Source organism: Paenibacillus sp. FSL R5-0744 (assembly GCF_037972555.1).
Lineage (GTDB): Bacteria > Bacillota > Bacilli > Paenibacillales > Paenibacillaceae > Paenibacillus_AQ.
Map to the genome: position 1 here is coordinate 1232322 of NZ_CP150228.1, position 16461 is coordinate 1248782.

Consider the following 16461-nt stretch of genomic DNA (forward strand, 5'->3'; position numbering starts at 1 on the left):
GCTGCAGAAATTAGTAGTTCAACTATAGCAAAATGCTCATAGATCAGCCAGAATCCTTTCGATAGGATCTTATTGCTGTTTAACCATACGTTTTTTGCCATAAGTTCCGAGTCGCCATAAATATTCTACCGGTCCCATCCGGAACCGTTTGAGAATAAGGGTACTAGATATGATTTGTAGAAGCAGTATGGCCGCCGCTGCAATCATCTGTGTCGATACATGCACTGTACCAGGCCAATCTAGCAGATTGGATAGTGTTAGTATAATAACGGTTTGCAATAAATAATTGGTTAAAGCCATTCTGCCTAGAGAAGCTAGGGGCGCAAGTAGTTTCTGTACAACTCCATGGCGCATGAGTAGGGTTAGCGTTGTCACATAAAAAATACTGACTGGAAGTCCGCCTACTGCGAAAGCTACATCCAGAGCGCCTGTTTTATCCATGATACTCTGTTGCGCAAAATACATCGGAATGATTAGCAGCAGAGAAACCACTTGGGTGATCCGTAATCCTAGCTTATACCGTGACGGATTCTGAAATAATCCAATCAGACCACTCCAATGCCCAAGCAGAAACATACCAAACGTTACCACTATCGGGCCTAAGTAGAGACCTGCAAGGGTGACCACAATGCCTGCAATCAATACAAAACTTGACTTTAACTTATAAAAAGGAAGGAGAACCAGTCCAATGACTGCATAGATGAGCAAGGTTTCACCGGGTTGGAAATAATGGTGCACCAGACCGATTAGAAATAAAATGAACAGCCTACGCAGAAATAATAAACGGGGCTTAGACTCCCCTTTAGCTTCAGCCCGGGATAAGAATAACTGAAAGCCAACACCGAATAAAAATGAGAATATCACAAAAAATCGGTGATCCACTGCTACATCAAGAAAACGAATAATCTGCAAATCGAGCGAGTTAAATTCCATCGTACCGAATACCATCTGACGAATGTTTATGAAGATGATACCCATTAGAGCAAAGCCACGGAGCACATCGAGTGTTACGATTCTTTTCACCATATTCTTTATACCATCATCTTCTTGAGACTTTGTATGTAGCGTGATCGCGCTATGATGAAATATATAGTTTGCACAGCAAGGAATGCACCAGATGTAATTAGGACAGGTACCGTTACATTCGTGATACTAATTTGCTTCAATACCGGTCGGATGACGACAAGCGTCTGGATGGTAGCGACAATGATCGGAATATAGAACAGCACAGAGATTTGTCTGGTGGCAGAAGCAGACATTTCTTTGACGCTTAAACCGATTTTAGACAAGGCATTAAACATTTGCTTATCTGCATTCAGCTCAGTATGAAGCTTGAAGAAGAGGAAGCTGGCTGAAGAAAGTGAGAAGATAAGCGCGATAAAGATCCCTATAAAGCTAAGCATAGCCGTGCCTTGTTTGGTAGTTAGATAATCATCTGCTCGAGCATTTAATATGGAGATATATTGATTGTTGGTATTGTTGGAATCTCTACTCCACTGGATCAGTTCATTGGTGATGATGGTTTCAGGTGAGGTATCCACAGGTAGTGGACCGTCCCAAGCAGGGATTTTATATAGATATTTCACATATGATCTCGTGTACTTCGCTGCTGAAGAAGAGATATTCTTGTACAAGCTGTCATCTACAATTAAGAGTGAGCTTGAATATTGCCCCATGGGATGGCTCTTCGGAATTCGTACCTCTTTCAGCATAAGCTCCGCATCGTTTTGAACCTTCAGCAGAATCTTTTGATTAATAGTATAGTTCTGTGAATCCACCTGAGGGTTTAGCAGTAAGACAGCTTCTTTGTCAGATAAGGGAGCAACTTCGGACATATCCATTTTTGAAGTTAACTGATTGAACTGGGACCAGGATATTAAATCAATGCTTTGGGTAGCTTCTTTACCCAGACTCTGAATGGAGGCAGAGATTAGCTCGATTTTATTCTCTGTATACTCCATTTTAGCGTTTTGTAATTTATTATGAATGGGTTCTAAGTCAGGGGGAGTTTTCCCTGGTTTATAAATCGAATACTCCATAGCGAATGGACTATTTTTATAGAGTTCTACGTTTGCTTGATTAATCGATAAAATAAATCCTGACGCCATGCAAGCAAGCGAGGTTACAACCGTTACAAGAAACAGCATTCTTGCATTATCTTTGATCTTGTAACTCATCTCGGAAATCCATAACAGGTTGGTTCCGCGCCAAAGTCGCTTGCGGCTTAGTTTAAGCAGACGTATTCCGAGTACGGACAGCTGAGAGTAGAAGAAATAGGTACCTGCGATCCCCGTGACAGCAGCAACTAATAACGTAATTGGAGACAATTGCTTTCGAATGGCGAGTGCCCCTGCCGTCAATAACAGAAGCCCAAGGAGTGAGAGCAGCCAAGACACACGGGGCTCCTTTTTAGGTTTAACACTTCCTTTTAACAGATCAAGGACTTGATGTTTGCGGATAAATAACAATGTGAAGATAGAGATGACCAGAAACAGTGAGATAAACGAAATAGATGTGATCAACAGCGGTTTAACTGGCCAATAGAAGGGTAAATGATCCATTCCCATAATGGTCGTGCTGAGCAGCAAAAATAACTTGGATAAAAGCATGCCGAAAGACATACCTGTTACTATGGACAGTAGTCCGATCAGCATATTTTCTATAAGAATCAGTTTGTTGATCTGACCGGAACGTGCACCTAACATCATTAGTATGCCGAACTCCAGATTACGAAGTTTCAGAAATGCACTAATCGAGTAAAGAACGAAAAAGAAAGCAAAGACAAACACAATATAAGAAGCGATTTTCATACCAGCGGCTGAATTTGTACCTAGCTCGATACTGGCAACCCCAGGATGATAAATAAAGACGGAATATGAAAAGAAGATCATGACCATAAAAGCACTACTTAAGAAAAAGGCAAAATACGCCCGAGAATTACGCTTCACATTGTTAAACGCGAATTGAGGAAAGTTCATGACTATTCCCTCCCCAGAATGAAAGTGTGTCGATAATTTTTTGGAAGAAGGCTTGGCGGTTATCTCCCCGGTGAATTTCGGCTGCTAGCTTCCCATCTTTTATAAAAATAATCCGATTGCAGTAGCTCGCTGCCAGCGGATCATGTGTCACGAGCATTAGCGTAGTGCCTTCTTTGCAGTTAATATCCTCTAGCGACTCCATCACAATTCGTGAGGAATTAGAATCAAGTGCCCCTGTGGGTTCATCTGCTAGAATGATCGAAGGCGAAGTAATAATGGCACGGGCAATCGCTGTCCGCTGCCGTTGTCCGCCGGATATTTCATAGGTGCGTTTATTCAAAATTTCCGTAATGTTCAAGCGTGCAGCGACCTTTTGCAGCAAGGCTTCCATTTCGGAGAGCTTGCGATTATCCAGCGTTAGAGGAAGCACGATATTTTCGGCTACCGTTAAAGTCTCCAGGAGGTTAAAGTCTTGAAATACAAAACCGAGTTCTCTGCGACGAAAGTGAGCAAGGTCTTTTTTGTTCAAAAGATAAGGATTGCTGCCGTTGATATTCACCTCACCTGAGGAGGGCTGATCGATGGTAGACACCATGTTAAGCAGAGTGGTTTTGCCGCTCCCTGAGGGGCCCATGATGCCAACAAATTCGCCGCTTTCAATGCTAAGATGAATATCGGTGAGGGCCTGTGTCTTTACTTTGCCCGGATATACCTTATTAAGACCTTTGACTTCTAAAACATCCATTCCTATCATTCCTTCCATTACAATCTAATTTCATCCGTCCTTAAGCGGGGACGTGTTATGTATATAATTTACAAGATCGGGCTATGTGCTGCTATGGATTTACCTTAACGTTATCTTACAACCCGTTTAAGGTTATGTTCGTACGTGAAGCGAGTAGGTCATACATAAAGAAGAGGGGCTCCGTAGCCATAAGTTAAGTATGACTAGAAGTACCCTCCGATCTTATTTCTGTAAATGGTCACTGTTGTGAAATGTAATTTGGACTGTAGTGCCTTCTCCAAGCTTAGATTGAAGCTCCACAGTATGTCCTAGCCGGATGCAAATTTCTCGCACTAGATACAGTCCCATTCCTGTTGACTCATGGTATTGGCGTCCACGTTCACCGGTGAAGTATGGATTAAACACTCGTTTGAGGTCTTCAGGAGAAATGCCGATACCTTGATCTGTAATATTAAGTAAGAAATCCGTTCCGATGTGCTTTGATGAAAGGATTACGGTTTTATCGTTGCCGGAGGTGTAATTCACAGCATTGGTCAAGATTTGGGTTAGCATAAACATTAACCATTTGGCATCACTATATACGGTGAAGTTAGGATTGATTTGTATATTTACCTTTATGCCTCTTCGGATGAAAAGCCTGCGGTTCTCAGCTACAGATTCACTAACCACTTTACTGAGAACTAGCGGCTCCACTTGGAAATCATCCTCAAATTGATCCAGCCTTGAAGTATAAATCACCATTTCCAGCCCTCTGCGCAGACGTTCCAATTCCTCCTGAATACTTATAGCAGCCTCATCCTCAAGATCCTCTAGCGAAAGCTGAATGACTGAAAGTGGGGTCTTCATCTGATGAACCCAGCGGTTCATGAATACGATATGCTGATCCATTTGGCGGACATGCCCATTTACCTGCTCCTGATACTGGCGGTCAATAAGCTGTAATAACTCATGGATCGCTTCGGCAAGTGGAGTGTCCCCTAAGGATACGAGATGCTTTTGGAGCATGTCCATAGGATCACTTAATGCTGCATACAATCTCCGGTGCTGAACATATCGGTAGCCTAAAAATAGTAAAAGAACTACGGTGCTCAGAGCGATTCCATAGAGCATGATAGAGATCGGTCTGTTCTCACCAGACAGCCAATATAGCAAAGGAATAAGTAGCATTTGAAACAGATAGAAAAGGATTAGCGAAATCTGGTCCCTCCAAAATAGCTTCATGAGATATCCTTAATGACATTAAGCCGATAGCCAGCGCCTCTTACGGTTTCCACAATATCGCCAAGACCGAGATCCTTGAGCTTTTTGCGGACACGGGTAATATAGACATTTAATGTATTGTCATCAATGAAATGCTGATCCTTCCACATGAGATCTAGCAGACGCTCCCGGTTAACAACTCGTCCTTCTTTTAGCAATAAGGCTTCCAGTAGAACCGCTTCTTTCTGTGTCAGTTCGCTGGATTGCCCGCCATATTGAATCACAAACCGTTCAGGATAAAGAATTAGTTCTCCGGCTTGGAGCGTCCGTTCCTCTTGAATTTGTGAGTAAGAGCCGTAAGCTCTGCGTAAATGGCTGCGGATTTTGGCAAGTACGACTTCATAATGAAAAGGCTTGGTGATGTAATCATCCCCGCCATTTTCTAGCGCCATCACCTGATCCATTCCACTATCCCGAGCGGATATGAAAAGAATAGGGCAGAGTGAGGTAGTGCGAAGCTGGCGACACCAATAAAACCCGTCGTATTTAGGCAGGTTAACGTCCAGCAGAACAAGGTCAGGATGGGTGTCATTAAAAATCTCTAGTACCCTGTTGAAATCCTCTACTATCACCGTACGAAATTCATATTTAGATAGATACGTGCTTAGTAGGCTTGCGAGCTTAGCATCGTCCTCTATGATTAGAATAGTCTCCATAGTTGTGCTCCTTTGATCAAATATAAGAATGCAGTGGTTCACACGGTTATACAGTAACACGGACTAGGAAAATCATGCAAAAAGGACGTCTAGCTGCCGAAAAATAATATGAGGAATAGTTGGACTTTGTACAATAGATTCTATCAAAAAGACATTGGGATTTGATTCTATTGCACATCCTGCAACCAATTGGTTACCAAAACGTCTTATTATTACAAATAGGTCGAATTCTAATGTACAAAGTACAACAGAATCCTATTTTCCTATAAAAAAGAATGCATCTATTGCACAAACTGCAATAGATGCATCAAAAAAAGTATTCTTAGAAGTAGAAGCCGAACCTAGCACAACGCTCGTTCGTGCCGCTGGCTAGATCATTCTATTGATATTTAACCACAATTGCGTTGCTAATCTGGCGCCCAGGGGTCGTGAGATATTTGCCATTGTAGTATAATCCGCTCGATGCGCCGCCATCCAGATTCATGGCTTGATACGCTCCAGCCTGCTTCATCATTTCTGCGAGCTGTGGGATAGTAGCTCCACCAGTAGTTAGCAGAATTAGCTTGTGGTCGCGAGTGAGGCCGAGTGCGCTGCGGGCTCCGCCGCCTGTTAAGATTTTGGCATCTTTGAAGCCTTCTGCCGCAACATTAAGAGATACCTTACCATTCACAAGCAGACGTGGTCCGGCTTGGAGCGCCCCTTCCATAGATCCGGAAGCGAAATGGTTCGTAAACTCTAGTCCGGGAATAAGTGAGGCCAGGTGATTGCTGTCATAGGTGAAAATCGTGCGGCGATCTCCAGAGCTGTTTTTGAGCATTTTTCCACCACTGACCATGTAACCGTAAGGAGCTTTGTAGGCCCCTTTAGTATAGGCATCAAAGAACGTACCATTAATAGCCACTACGGCATTATTGCGCTTGGCTAGACTGCTCAGGTCTTCCACTTTTCCCACCGTATTTCCTGCTAGTACAACGTCGAGCTTCACTTTAGGATGCAGTAGGGATACCGTAACCGTTTGGGCTTTGAAGGATCTGCCGCCCACCTTGAAAGTTTTACTAGCACTGACAACGGGGGAAGAATCTGCTTTGATAAGTGCGCCAGTCAGTACAGGTACCGTTGATGAAATCCCGTTATTAGTAAGGGTTACAGAAGAGGCTTCCTGATTCCACTCTAATTGAAAGCCCAACGTTTTGCTGATAAAGGACAAAGGGATATATACCGTACCGTTATCACTAAAAGCGGAATCGGTTAGTGTAACTGGCTTGTCGTTGACTAGCGCAGCTGCTTGTCCTACAGTAAGTGTAATCTTAGTGTCTGCGTTCGTAATGGTTATACGTTTGTCACTAGCATTCATTTCAGCATGTATACCAGTGAAATTATTTAAGAGACGCAGCGGGATGTACGAGTGATTATTCTTGGTCACATACACGGTGTTTTTCGGAACCGGAGCAGCACCTGCAGTGGAGGAACAAACTGTGTAAACCGGAACCAAACATAGTAGAAATGCGAGAAAGAACGGAAACAATAACTTTTTCATATGAACCAAAATCTCCTTATCCTGTAGCTGATGTAAAAAGCGGTAAGGTTTATTATACCTCAAGTTCTAAAACATGGATAACCTCATTTTTCAAATATCCATGGAAAGATTCTGATAGAATGTAGATACCATTACAAGAATAGTACTAGAACTCAACAACTAAAGGGAGATCTTTATGACTACAATAGGTTTAATTCGCCATGGAAGTACCGCGTGGAATAAAGAAGGCAGAGCGCAAGGGCATACGGATAATCCATTGGATGCTGAGGGTGTGCAGCAGGCGGTTCTTCTTGCTGAACGGCTCAGCACTGAACAATGGGACTATTTATATTCGAGTGATCTGCTTAGAGCGCGACAAACAGCAGAGGTAATTGCAACAAGGCTTGGCATGGAGATCGCCGGTTTAGTACCAGGGATCCGTGAGATGAACGCAGGGCAGATTGAAGGTACTACGGAACAAGATCGCGTTGAACGATGGGGAAGTGAGTGGAAGAAGTTAGATTTGGGACTGGAAAGTCCGGAGGCTAGTGAGATCAGAGGCAGTCAGGCTATCGAAGATATCGCGGAGAAACATCCGGGCAGTCGTATATTGGTCGTTAGCCATGGTGCGATTTTACGGAGTAGTCTTAGAAGACTTTTTCCAGAACTGAATGTAACTGTTTTGCTGAGTAATACATCTATCACTCGGATTATTAAATCCGATTCGACATGGAATTGCGAACTATACAATTGTGCACGGCATTTGAAGATATAATTAGTGTTCAGATAATGTTCAGAGCATTTTAATATAGTAATTGCTCAGATAGTTAATCATTTTTGTAGTCAGAAGGATGTGCGAATTTAAGGTGGCAGAGGTCCAGATTTACTTACAAACGTTATTCTCTATTCTCATCGCAGCAGCGGCCGGTTATTTAGTGCTAAGACTTTACCGGGATATTTCATCTAAAACGCCTCAAAAAAGAGCGATTCATACCGGTCTTTCCGTGATCATTATCGTCGCCTCCCTATGGATCATGCACCAGCTAGGTGTAGAAACCTTACTGGGAAATGAAGTGGCCGATGATGGGGTTATTATACCGCTGTTGGTCTATAGTCTTACGATAGCCCTATGTATGTTTTTACTTACACGCATGAATCTAGTATTGGCTGAAAGAGAGCAATTGAAAGAACTGGCGTATAAGGATGCTTTAACGGGGTTATTGAATAAGAATGGAATGGATCATTTTTGGGATCGATGCAAAGTAAATGAGCAGCTTGCCGTTTTGTTTCTGGATCTGAATCGTTTCAAATCGATCAATGACAGCTTGGGGCATCATGTGGGGGACTTACTGCTGCAAGAAGTGGGTAAAAACCTAATTCAATTCTCCAGCAAAAGAAAACGTCATATTTTCCGCGTCGGCGGGGATGAATTTGTGATTGTCGCCAAAGGTAGCACTCAGAAGGAAGCGGAGCAGCTTGCTGTGCGGATTCTGGAGAAGACGACTAAGAGTTACCAGCTTGGCGAACATAACTTGTTCGTATCCATGAGTATAGGGATCAGCATAAGTCATGGTAAGGTGGATCATTTTAGGCTGCTAAATGAAGCAGATACAGCGATGTACGCTGCCAAACAGCTTGGTACGGGGCGTTACTCCGTCTATAAGAATTAGCATGAGTTGGTGTAAAATACAAGCGGCAGCCATGGACCTCTACAATAGGTCCTAGACTGCCGCTATTTTTATTGGACTAACTATTCTACTTGAAATGAAATTATGCGCCAGGCGAATGAATGCTGTTAGTCACATCCTTGCGGCCTTTCATGAGGAACAAGCAGACAAGAGCAACTGCCATACTAATCGCCGCCACGTAGAACAGGATCGAGTAATCAAAGATATCAATCATAAGTCCCAATAGTGGAGGCGAACTGATGGCCGCAAGGGAAGAGACGAGATAATACATCCCTGTTCGTGTACCAATACTCTCTTCTGTCCCTGTTGCCACAACATAAGGATAGGAATTGATATTAATACAAGCCCAGAAGACTCCACCTAGCAACAGTAACCCTCGAAGGAGCAATAAGTCCTTTGCAAAACCGACGAGAGCAAAAATGGTCATTAGTCCGCATACGCCGATGATGATCATTTTTTTCTTCCCGAATCTTCCGCCCAGCCAACCGCTCGGAATGGCGAATAGCACAAAAGCCAAAGAGAAGAAAGTGAGTGAGAAAGAGGCCGCCTGTTCGCTTAGGCCGAGATGATGTTTGCCATATAAGGTAAACAGTGTCTCAACGCCTTGATATGCTACGAACCAGAAGAAAATCGCCGCTAGCAAAAATACTGTGGTACGGTCAAGCTGACTTCGAAAGGAAATACGAGTTGGCTTGGTGGCAGTAGCTGCTTCTGAAGGAAGCTCCATTTGCACGTTTACGCCATCCCGATTTTCTTTTATGAAGCGTGATACGATAAACAGACATAACAAGGTAATCAGTCCAGCAACGATAAACGGAAGCGCTGGATTTGATTTATACAGGATCGAACCTACGCCGAAAGCGAGTATAGAACCGAACCCACCCATGAAATTAATCAGCCCGTTGGCCTTTGTACGCTGCTCTTCTGGCGTAATGTCCGGCATAAGGGCGACGGTTGGTGAACGGTATAAGCTCATGGCCAGATTCATTAGCATCATAAACAACAGAAGTGTAAATAGTCCGGTATGAAACGGAATCAGCATGGTTAGCACGGCAGCGAAAGGCATACCGATCATAAGATAAGGCATTCTGCGTCCAAAACGCGAGGTAGTGCGGTCACTACGGTTGCCAATCCAAGGCTGCAGGAATAAGGCAAAGTAATTATCAATCGTCATCAAGAAGCTGATAAGTGCCACACTATGTACGTATTTTTCTAGAAAAAAGGGTACAAATGCGTTATACAGACTCCACGTAATGCTGATGCTGAAAAAGCCGAATCCGAGCAACCAGACTTTTTTCACACAGTCACACTCCCTTATTATTTAGCTAGAAGCCCAGCGAGCACATCTGGATGATCTGTAATAATACCTGACACTCCAGCTTCGATTAAAGCCTTCATCCGTTCTGGATCATTAACGGTCCAAGGATGATAAGCGATGCCATGCTTAGCTGCTTCTTCGACGAAATCAGGAAGTACCGCTTGATGATAAGCATGTAGTGCGTTTGCGCCAAGCGAAGCTGCATAATCCCAAGGACGATACAGACCTTCCCCGTATAGAATTCCTGTCTTGATCTCAGGTGCGATCGTTTTACTGTGAGCTAGTGAATAATGGTTGAAGCTCGAAAAAATCACGCGATCGCTCATCTTGAACTCCCGTACAGCCGCGATAACCTTTTCCTCCATACCCGGGTAAAAGAAAGTACCATTTTTAAACTCGATGTTCAGTACTGTATCTCGACCTTGCAGCAGATCTAACAAATCTTCTAGCAAGGGGAGTTTCTCGCCTTTGAACTCGGGACTGAACCAAGAGCCCGCGTCCACTTCCAGAATTTCTGCAAGGGTTTTATCCTTCACATAGCCGCTTCCGCTTGTCGTACGGTTTAGGGTTTCATCATGAATAAGAACAAGCCCGCCATCCTTGGTCATTTGTACATCGGTTTCAATCCCGGTTGCACCTAACTCAAGACCTTTGCGGAACGCTGCCATAGTATTTTCCGGACACACTGCCGATGCGCCGCGATGCGCAAAATTAATAATGTTTTTCATCAGCTATTCATCCCTCCAACTTAGTGTTTGCTGTCGCCCTGTAGACGAGGGCTACTTTTCATATTCCACACGAAGACAAGAAACCCTGTCTAGAAATACTGACAGGGCTCTATTTCTTGAAATTTAACATGCAGTTAACCTTACTGCAAATTCTCGCCTCAATGATTCATAGCGCCATAAGGGATCCGTTCGAGCAGACCTGATCCATAGATGTTGTGCAGCTTCAGCTCTGGCATATGAATATAACCGATATAACAGTCGCATACCTTCATTCGGCAGGCTCTTACAGCGGATAGGCCTTCCAAGCCATCGCGGTAGAGATTGCCTATGACACCTCTGTCCTTATAGCAGCGTTTCACCAGTCCAGCGCCTTGTACATAAAAGACTTCATTTCCAGCGTTGCAGGTTTGACCAAGGCTCTCGTAATCCATAGCATTCACAGCAAAATGCGGATCAATTTTGCTAAGAATGGAAAGATCCTCGGCAGTATAGTAATCCGGTTTATCTTTATAAGCATTGACCCATAGATATACACTCTCCGGTAATGCTGCGCGAAGCGAGGCTATAGCAGGAAAGGCGCTGCGGATCCCAACGCTCCCTACACTGAAAGGCACATTATTCTCATACAAAGTCATGCATTGCGTTAGAAACTTATCCTCGCTCACCTGTCCGGGGTGGTAAGTAGCCCAAAAGGCAGCCTTGTTTCGATTCAGCTTATGAATGAAGTCAAGATTTGCTGAAAGGTTCGTCTGAATCGCTACCTTCTCCACATGCTCCATATTGGAGAGCAAGACCATCGCTTCTTTGTACCAGCGATGAATCAGACCTTCGCCATAAGGATTGAAAAAGATAGACAACCGATGGCCCGCTGTACCTTGCAGAGAGGCCCACTCGACAAAGGTTTCCAATCCTTGTCGATCCTTCGCGAGAGTGGCTGCGCTGTCTCTTGTTTTGCCGAAAGGACAGTAGGGGCAGTCATAGTTGCAGGAGGTGAGAGACCCACGGTAGTAGAGGACCGCATTCATGGCAATACGAACCTTTCCATCTGCTCTCGTATCTCTCCTGAAATAAACCAATCACCGATGGAATCGGAGTAGCCCATGCCTTCAGTAGTGAGGCGTAATACTCCATCTTCTTCTTTCCCTAAGCCGGTATGAAGCAGGTTAGACAGTTCAGGATAATCACTCCAGAGTGAATTTCCGAAGCGCAGACTATAATCTTCAAGCCTCAGACCTTCACTATGTAAAATCGCCTTTAGAATAAAGCGGCGCTTCTGTTCTTCTAGACTTAGCACAATTCCGTAATCTGCCGTATCGTAACGATCTGCACTGACGTAATCGGCAATAATGCTCTCGGTTGCTTTACGGCTCACCCCATAACGGGAAGCGTAATGCACATTGCGGGTATAAGACCTAGCCCCGCAGCCTAGCCCGACCATTCCTTCTTCCTGGCAGCTGTAGTCAAGAATGCGTTTATCCGTTCCTGCGGTTTCCTTGGCGAAACGGCGCATGGAATATTGGCGATAACCTCTGGCTTTAAGCAGCTGCCCAGCGGCCTTGTAGCAGTCTAGGCGAATATCTTCCTGACGCTGGATATCATCAGGCTTTACGATGGTATGCTCACGGGTATAGAGCGGATAAATAAAGATTTCCTCAGGATCATAGCTAAGCGTCTGATTTAGCGAATACAGCCAAGAATCGACGGTCTGCCCCGGAAGACCATAGATCAAATCCAAATTTAGAATGGGAAAATCATATTTTCCCAGCAGCTCCAGTGCGCGATACACCTCATCCGGATTTTGTGGGCGATAGATGGCCGCCGATTCAGCCGCGACAAAGCTTTGAATGCCCATACTGACCCGATCCACCGTATATTCTTTTAGAATATTCAGCTTCTCTTCGGTGATCGTCTCCGGTGAAGTTTCCACCGAGATGGAGGCTGAGCTCGTATCTAGGCCCATCGTATCAACGGCAATGTGGAACAAACGGCGCAGTTGATCTGCCGCCAATAATGTAGGTGTTCCACCACCAATCGCGAAACGGGCATACGGCTTATGTTTGGTGAACGCGGCCCACTGCTTGGCTTGACGTTCTAGCGCGTCTACGTATGTAGCGTGAACATTCGCGCGTTTATCAGGCAAGGTGAACAGGTTGCAGAATCCACAGCGAGCACCGCAAAACGGGATATGCATATATAGAAAAAAAGATTCTGCAGGCTCATCTCGCCATAAGGATTCTAGTGGTATCGGAGGCTGTAGATCCCTGTAAGCTGTTTTGTGTGGATAGGAATACAGATAAGATCGGTAAGGGTTAGCAGTAATATTGTCTTTCCACCCGTGAAGCTCTTCTAAAGAGAAGGACGATAACGTCATAACAGTTCTCCATCCTTTCCTTTTATAAAATAAATTCCCGATAAGGGACGTTCCATACGGTCTCGTGAGCCAAGCGATGCCCTTGATAGCCATCTTCGCCAAAAGCGGTTCCATGATCAGAAAACGCCAGACAGAAGGTAGGATTACCGCGTTCCCGGAAGGCATCGAACAACCGGCCCAGTTCACCATCCACATAGCGGAGTGCGGCGCGCTGGCTGTCTACGGAGTCCTTTTTAGCACCGGGTATAAAATAATGGTTCGGCCCGTGGATGGCTGAGACATTGAGGAACATGAACAATCTTTGTTCGCCCGGAGTATCCTTCAACAGCTTCAAGGCATGATTCACCTGATGCTCTGTGGAACGCGGATTGGTGACCCCGAACGTCATCCGCCAGTAGCTGTGCTGGAAATAGCTTGGTAACACACGAGCGAGTGGATTTTTTTTGGTGAAAAAAATAACGCCCCCAATACAAACCGTACGGTAGCCCTCGGCAGCAAGCCCGGATACGATATCGGGTGTATCGAACAGCCAGGTATGGGGATGCGTCTTCATTCCGGTGTTTCGGGAATGGAACATTCGGATATGTTCCGTCTTATCCGTTGTGGCTGGAGTAGGCAAAAAACCGCCGAAGAAGGCGTGATGAGCCGCATAGGTAAAGCTGCCTGGGGTATGTCTTTTCTCCCATGATCCGGTTCCGCACAAGTTCGGGCAGTTTGATTCTTCCATAACAGCAGCATCATAACGAAGAGTATCGAGTGTGATCATAAGAATGTCATGAGTGCCGACGATGGTGTTCATATCCATTAAGATAATCCTTCCTTTATAAGCGGTGTGGAGGGAGGTGTGATATAGTCTCTAGCCGACAATACCTTCATTTCCCATTCGTAGGTGCTGCAGCCGCGGTATTTCACATCGTACAGCAAGTCGCCAAATGGATTGACATCCGCGACAAAACATTGCTGTGAACCCCCGGAGACGAGTACATCGATTCCGGCTACCCCGGAACGGGGAAAAGCAGCCAGTGCTTGCACAGCGATATTCCGCACCTGCTCCTGGACGGATTCAGACAGACCGGCTTCCGAAAGAGACATCCGCTGGTTGCGTAAATGCAGATTCGTAATTGGTGTAGGGCTGACCCGAGCAACCGCGTGGCAGGCCTCGCGGAGAACGACTAGCTGGCGAATATCGAATGCTTTTCCCTTAAACCCTGCTTTAGGGATCCATTGTTCAGCATAAGCACCGTGCTGGTAGATCCAGTTCATAATTCCCGAGATTGTGGCGGTATCCGTGTACCGTCGCAGTTTACCGGAATTATAGTAAATGGGTGGTCGAGTGATGTAATCCTCGACCCCCACTGTTGTTAAGGCAATTTCGGCCCCCGTCACAGGATGGATTTGATAGGCGATCACTCCAGAAGCGGCAGAACCAAAGGCCAGCTTAATGAATACCCGGTGCATGCGCCGGGATAACATCATCTCCCGGAGAGAGTCATAATCCGTAGGCTGCTGATCTTCGCCTACTGGGCGAGGGATTGGAATCCCTGCCTCGCTCAGAATCTGTTGTGTCTGGCGTTTATCGGTCATGGCCGCAATGTCAGTAGGGTCATTTAACCACAGTGAACCTGGACACGCGGTGTTGGCCTCTCGCTGTAGTCTAGCCAGCATTCGGCAGTAGCCACGGAACCATTGTGATGGATGATGCAGGACACCTTGCATTTCCTTCAATTGACGGGCTACCTTCACGCGGAGTGGTCGCGGATCAGGCCTATCGGCGAAGGGATGCAGGGAATCGTCCATATCTTCCGAATCCGGTGCACCCAGAGCGATAATGGCTCGTTCTATCTCGAAGCTGCTGCCAGGCGATTCCAGTCTCAGTAGCGGGGGAGCTGCACTGAGATCTACTCCGTTATAAACGGAGGACTGACGGGGTATCTGTTTCTTCTGCTCTTCCATAAGATCACCTAACGATCTTCCTTGCAGAAACTCAGCGTACGATAAAATAATGGCAGGGGGCATTCCAAGATCGGAACGCGCTTGCTGGATGCCGCTAGTCCGTTTATCACCGGGAATACCGATAACGATCATCGGCCTCATGAGAGGCTCACTCTGTGATGGAAGGATAACGCCAGTCTTCCTCATCATCGCTTTCCTGCTTGTCGCTAACATCAACAGGCAATCCACTTTGCTTCCAGCGGTTAATCATCTCGTCAGACATATAATGATGGCTTAGGTTTAATGCTTTTAATTTTTTGATTCTGTCGCTGGCTAGTAGCAATTCTGCCCCCTCGTCGCTTAGGGTACCGAGTGATAGATCGAGCGTATCTAGCTGATCCAGAATAGGAGCATTTGCTAATGCACCTGCGATCTCATCTTGGATCTGGCTATTTTTTAAACCTAGATAAGTAAGCTTAGGGAACTTTCCTACTTCTATAAGAGGGAGAAGATCTGCTAGGCTGCCGTCAAATCCGTAGTTATCTACGCCGAGATATAGCTCCAGCTTGCGCAAATTCGGCAATTGGCTAGTTGCAATCTGTTCAAGAACGGCTTTACCTAAGCCTCCACTTATAATAATCAGTTCTTCTAGCTTGTCGTGTTTGAGTTCTGAGAGGCTCAGCTCATTCCCACCTTGAATCGTGAGTGACTGTAGCTCTGGAAAAGCAGGGAGCAACGGCGATAGATCACTTTGGGTAATCCAAGAAATCTCGCATTCCTCATAGCCCATCTCGCCTATGAAAAGCTTGCGCAAAGCAGGGAAACTAGCACTATGCGTAACCAGTGACTCTACAACTTCTTCTGAACTATTTTCGTAGGCTTGCCCCCAATCACCGATAATTAGACTTGTCAGCGAAGAACTTTCAGGGCTGCTACTAAGTTTCTCAATTTCAGTGCCAATTCTTTGGCCTTCTTCGAATTCGTCGTATCCGATACTAAGCTTTACTTCCGTCATGGGCATTCCCTCCCGGAAAAATTTAACTTCGAAAATACCCTATCATCTGTAGCCGAGGGAGTCAAATCACAGGTTTAAATAATTATAGTCAAATTCGTCATGTCCTTGAGCTAATCATTTATGGTAGGTTTATGCTAGGGAGAATTACATTATTTTGAAATATAAGAAAGTATACGTTTCACGCTATATTTTATCCTTATATTTCTCGCTAAACGCTTACCGTCCTTATAAGGACGCCGAAGGCGATTATACTT

The 16461-nt window shown here is 45.1% G+C and carries 15 protein-coding genes; 2 read left to right on the forward strand and 13 right to left on the reverse strand.

Annotated features, from left to right (window positions below; genetic code table 11):
• Positions 1-69: 69 nt before the first annotated feature.
• From MKY19_RS05385 to MKY19_RS05410, 6 genes are all read right to left on the reverse strand, one after another.
• Positions 70-1026 (reverse strand): DUF418 domain-containing protein, encoded by a 957-nt coding sequence (locus MKY19_RS05385; protein ID WP_339801000.1) that lies wholly within the window; start codon positions 1024-1026, stop codon positions 70-72.
• Between the two features lie 5 nt (positions 1027-1031).
• A complete protein-coding gene (locus MKY19_RS05390) occupies positions 1032-2978 on the reverse strand; it encodes an ABC transporter permease (RefSeq protein WP_339801004.1) in 1947 nt (648 codons plus the stop codon).
• A complete protein-coding gene (locus MKY19_RS05395) occupies positions 2953-3723 on the reverse strand; it encodes an ABC transporter ATP-binding protein (protein ID WP_076299208.1) in 771 nt (256 codons plus the stop codon). The genes MKY19_RS05390 and MKY19_RS05395 overlap by 26 nt, the downstream gene beginning before the upstream one ends.
• A 222-nt stretch (positions 3724-3945) precedes the next feature.
• Positions 3946-4944: a sensor histidine kinase gene (locus tag MKY19_RS05400; RefSeq protein ID WP_339801008.1), complete on the reverse strand. Its 999-nt coding sequence runs from the start codon at positions 4942-4944 to the stop codon at positions 3946-3948.
• Positions 4941-5639, reverse strand: coding sequence for a response regulator transcription factor (locus MKY19_RS05405; protein WP_339801010.1), 699 nt, complete (start codon positions 5637-5639; stop codon positions 4941-4943). Before MKY19_RS05405 ends, MKY19_RS05400 begins: the two co-directional genes overlap by 4 nt.
• Positions 5640-6018: 379 nt before the next feature.
• Positions 6019-7176 carry a phosphodiester glycosidase family protein gene (locus tag MKY19_RS05410; protein WP_042185401.1) on the reverse strand — a complete coding sequence of 386 codons (1158 nt, stop codon included), beginning with the start codon at positions 7174-7176 and terminating at the stop codon, positions 6019-6021.
• A gap of 175 nt (positions 7177-7351) precedes the next feature.
• Between MKY19_RS05410 and MKY19_RS05415 the strand changes: the two genes are divergently transcribed.
• Together MKY19_RS05415 and MKY19_RS05420 are read left to right on the forward strand one after the other, a co-directional pair.
• The gene (locus MKY19_RS05415) at positions 7352-7930 is read left to right on the forward strand and encodes a histidine phosphatase family protein (protein WP_042185403.1); all 579 of its coding nucleotides are present in this window, start codon (positions 7352-7354) and stop codon (positions 7928-7930) included.
• Positions 7931-8006: 76 nt separating this feature from the next.
• Positions 8007-8825, forward strand: a complete 819-nt coding sequence (locus MKY19_RS05420) for a GGDEF domain-containing protein (protein ID WP_081382828.1) — start codon at positions 8007-8009, stop codon at positions 8823-8825.
• Positions 8826-8925: 100 nt separating this feature from the next.
• On the opposite strand, the gene MKY19_RS05425 is transcribed toward MKY19_RS05420, so the two are convergent.
• The 7 genes from MKY19_RS05425 to MKY19_RS05455 form a co-directional block, all read right to left on the reverse strand.
• Positions 8926-10143 carry an SLC45 family MFS transporter gene (locus tag MKY19_RS05425; protein ID WP_339801013.1) on the reverse strand — a complete coding sequence of 406 codons (1218 nt, stop codon included), beginning with the start codon at positions 10141-10143 and terminating at the stop codon, positions 8926-8928.
• Positions 10144-10160: 17 nt separating this feature from the next.
• The gene (locus MKY19_RS05430; RefSeq protein ID WP_339801016.1) at positions 10161-10889 is read right to left on the reverse strand and encodes a glycerophosphodiester phosphodiesterase; all 729 of its coding nucleotides are present in this window, start codon (positions 10887-10889) and stop codon (positions 10161-10163) included.
• 158 nt (positions 10890-11047) lie between these two features.
• The gene (locus MKY19_RS05435; protein WP_339801019.1) at positions 11048-11914 is read right to left on the reverse strand and encodes an STM4011 family radical SAM protein; all 867 of its coding nucleotides are present in this window, start codon (positions 11912-11914) and stop codon (positions 11048-11050) included.
• The gene (locus MKY19_RS05440) at positions 11911-13260 is read right to left on the reverse strand and encodes an STM4012 family radical SAM protein (RefSeq protein WP_339801022.1); all 1350 of its coding nucleotides are present in this window, start codon (positions 13258-13260) and stop codon (positions 11911-11913) included. The genes MKY19_RS05435 and MKY19_RS05440 overlap by 4 nt, the downstream gene beginning before the upstream one ends.
• A gap of 22 nt (positions 13261-13282) precedes the next feature.
• The gene (locus MKY19_RS05445; protein WP_339801025.1) at positions 13283-14065 is read right to left on the reverse strand and encodes an STM4013/SEN3800 family hydrolase; all 783 of its coding nucleotides are present in this window, start codon (positions 14063-14065) and stop codon (positions 13283-13285) included.
• Entirely contained in the window at positions 14065-15402 is a 1338-nt protein-coding gene (locus tag MKY19_RS05450; protein WP_339801028.1) for an STM4014 family protein, read from the reverse strand. Before MKY19_RS05450 ends, MKY19_RS05445 begins: the two co-directional genes overlap by 1 nt.
• Positions 15362-16207 (reverse strand): STM4015 family protein, encoded by an 846-nt coding sequence (locus tag MKY19_RS05455; protein WP_339801031.1) that lies wholly within the window; start codon positions 16205-16207, stop codon positions 15362-15364. The genes MKY19_RS05450 and MKY19_RS05455 overlap by 41 nt, the downstream gene beginning before the upstream one ends.
• Positions 16208-16461: the final 254 nt, after the last annotated feature.

Bases quoted from the DNA above. Each gene is read 5' to 3' on its own strand.
- MKY19_RS05395 (WP_076299208.1), bottom strand. From the start codon at position 3,723: ATGGATGTTTTAGAAGTCAAAGGTCTTAATAAGGTATATCCGGGCAAA.
- MKY19_RS05410 (WP_042185401.1), bottom strand. From the start codon at position 7,176: ATGAAAAAGTTATTGTTTCCGTTCTTTCTCGCATTTCTACTATGTTTG.
- MKY19_RS05415 (WP_042185403.1), top strand. From the start codon at position 7,352: ATGACTACAATAGGTTTAATTCGCCATGGAAGTACCGCGTGGAATAAA.
- MKY19_RS05405 (WP_339801010.1), bottom strand. From the start codon at position 5,639: ATGGAGACTATTCTAATCATAGAGGACGATGCTAAGCTCGCAAGCCTA.
- MKY19_RS05420 (WP_081382828.1), top strand. From the start codon at position 8,007: ATGTGCGAATTTAAGGTGGCAGAGGTCCAGATTTACTTACAAACGTTA.
- MKY19_RS05445 (WP_339801025.1), bottom strand. From the start codon at position 14,065: ATGGATATGAACACCATCGTCGGCACTCATGACATTCTTATGATCACA.
- MKY19_RS05430 (WP_339801016.1), bottom strand. From the start codon at position 10,889: ATGAAAAACATTATTAATTTTGCGCATCGCGGCGCATCGGCAGTGTGT.
- MKY19_RS05390 (WP_339801004.1), bottom strand. From the start codon at position 2,978: ATGAACTTTCCTCAATTCGCGTTTAACAATGTGAAGCGTAATTCTCGG.
- MKY19_RS05450 (WP_339801028.1), bottom strand. From the start codon at position 15,402: ATGATGAGGAAGACTGGCGTTATCCTTCCATCACAGAGTGAGCCTCTC.
- MKY19_RS05455 (WP_339801031.1), bottom strand. From the start codon at position 16,207: ATGACGGAAGTAAAGCTTAGTATCGGATACGACGAATTCGAAGAAGGC.
- MKY19_RS05400 (WP_339801008.1), bottom strand. From the start codon at position 4,944: ATGAAGCTATTTTGGAGGGACCAGATTTCGCTAATCCTTTTCTATCTG.
- MKY19_RS05440 (WP_339801022.1), bottom strand. From the start codon at position 13,260: ATGACGTTATCGTCCTTCTCTTTAGAAGAGCTTCACGGGTGGAAAGAC.
- MKY19_RS05385 (WP_339801000.1), bottom strand. From the start codon at position 1,026: ATGGTGAAAAGAATCGTAACACTCGATGTGCTCCGTGGCTTTGCTCTA.
- MKY19_RS05435 (WP_339801019.1), bottom strand. From the start codon at position 11,914: ATGAATGCGGTCCTCTACTACCGTGGGTCTCTCACCTCCTGCAACTAT.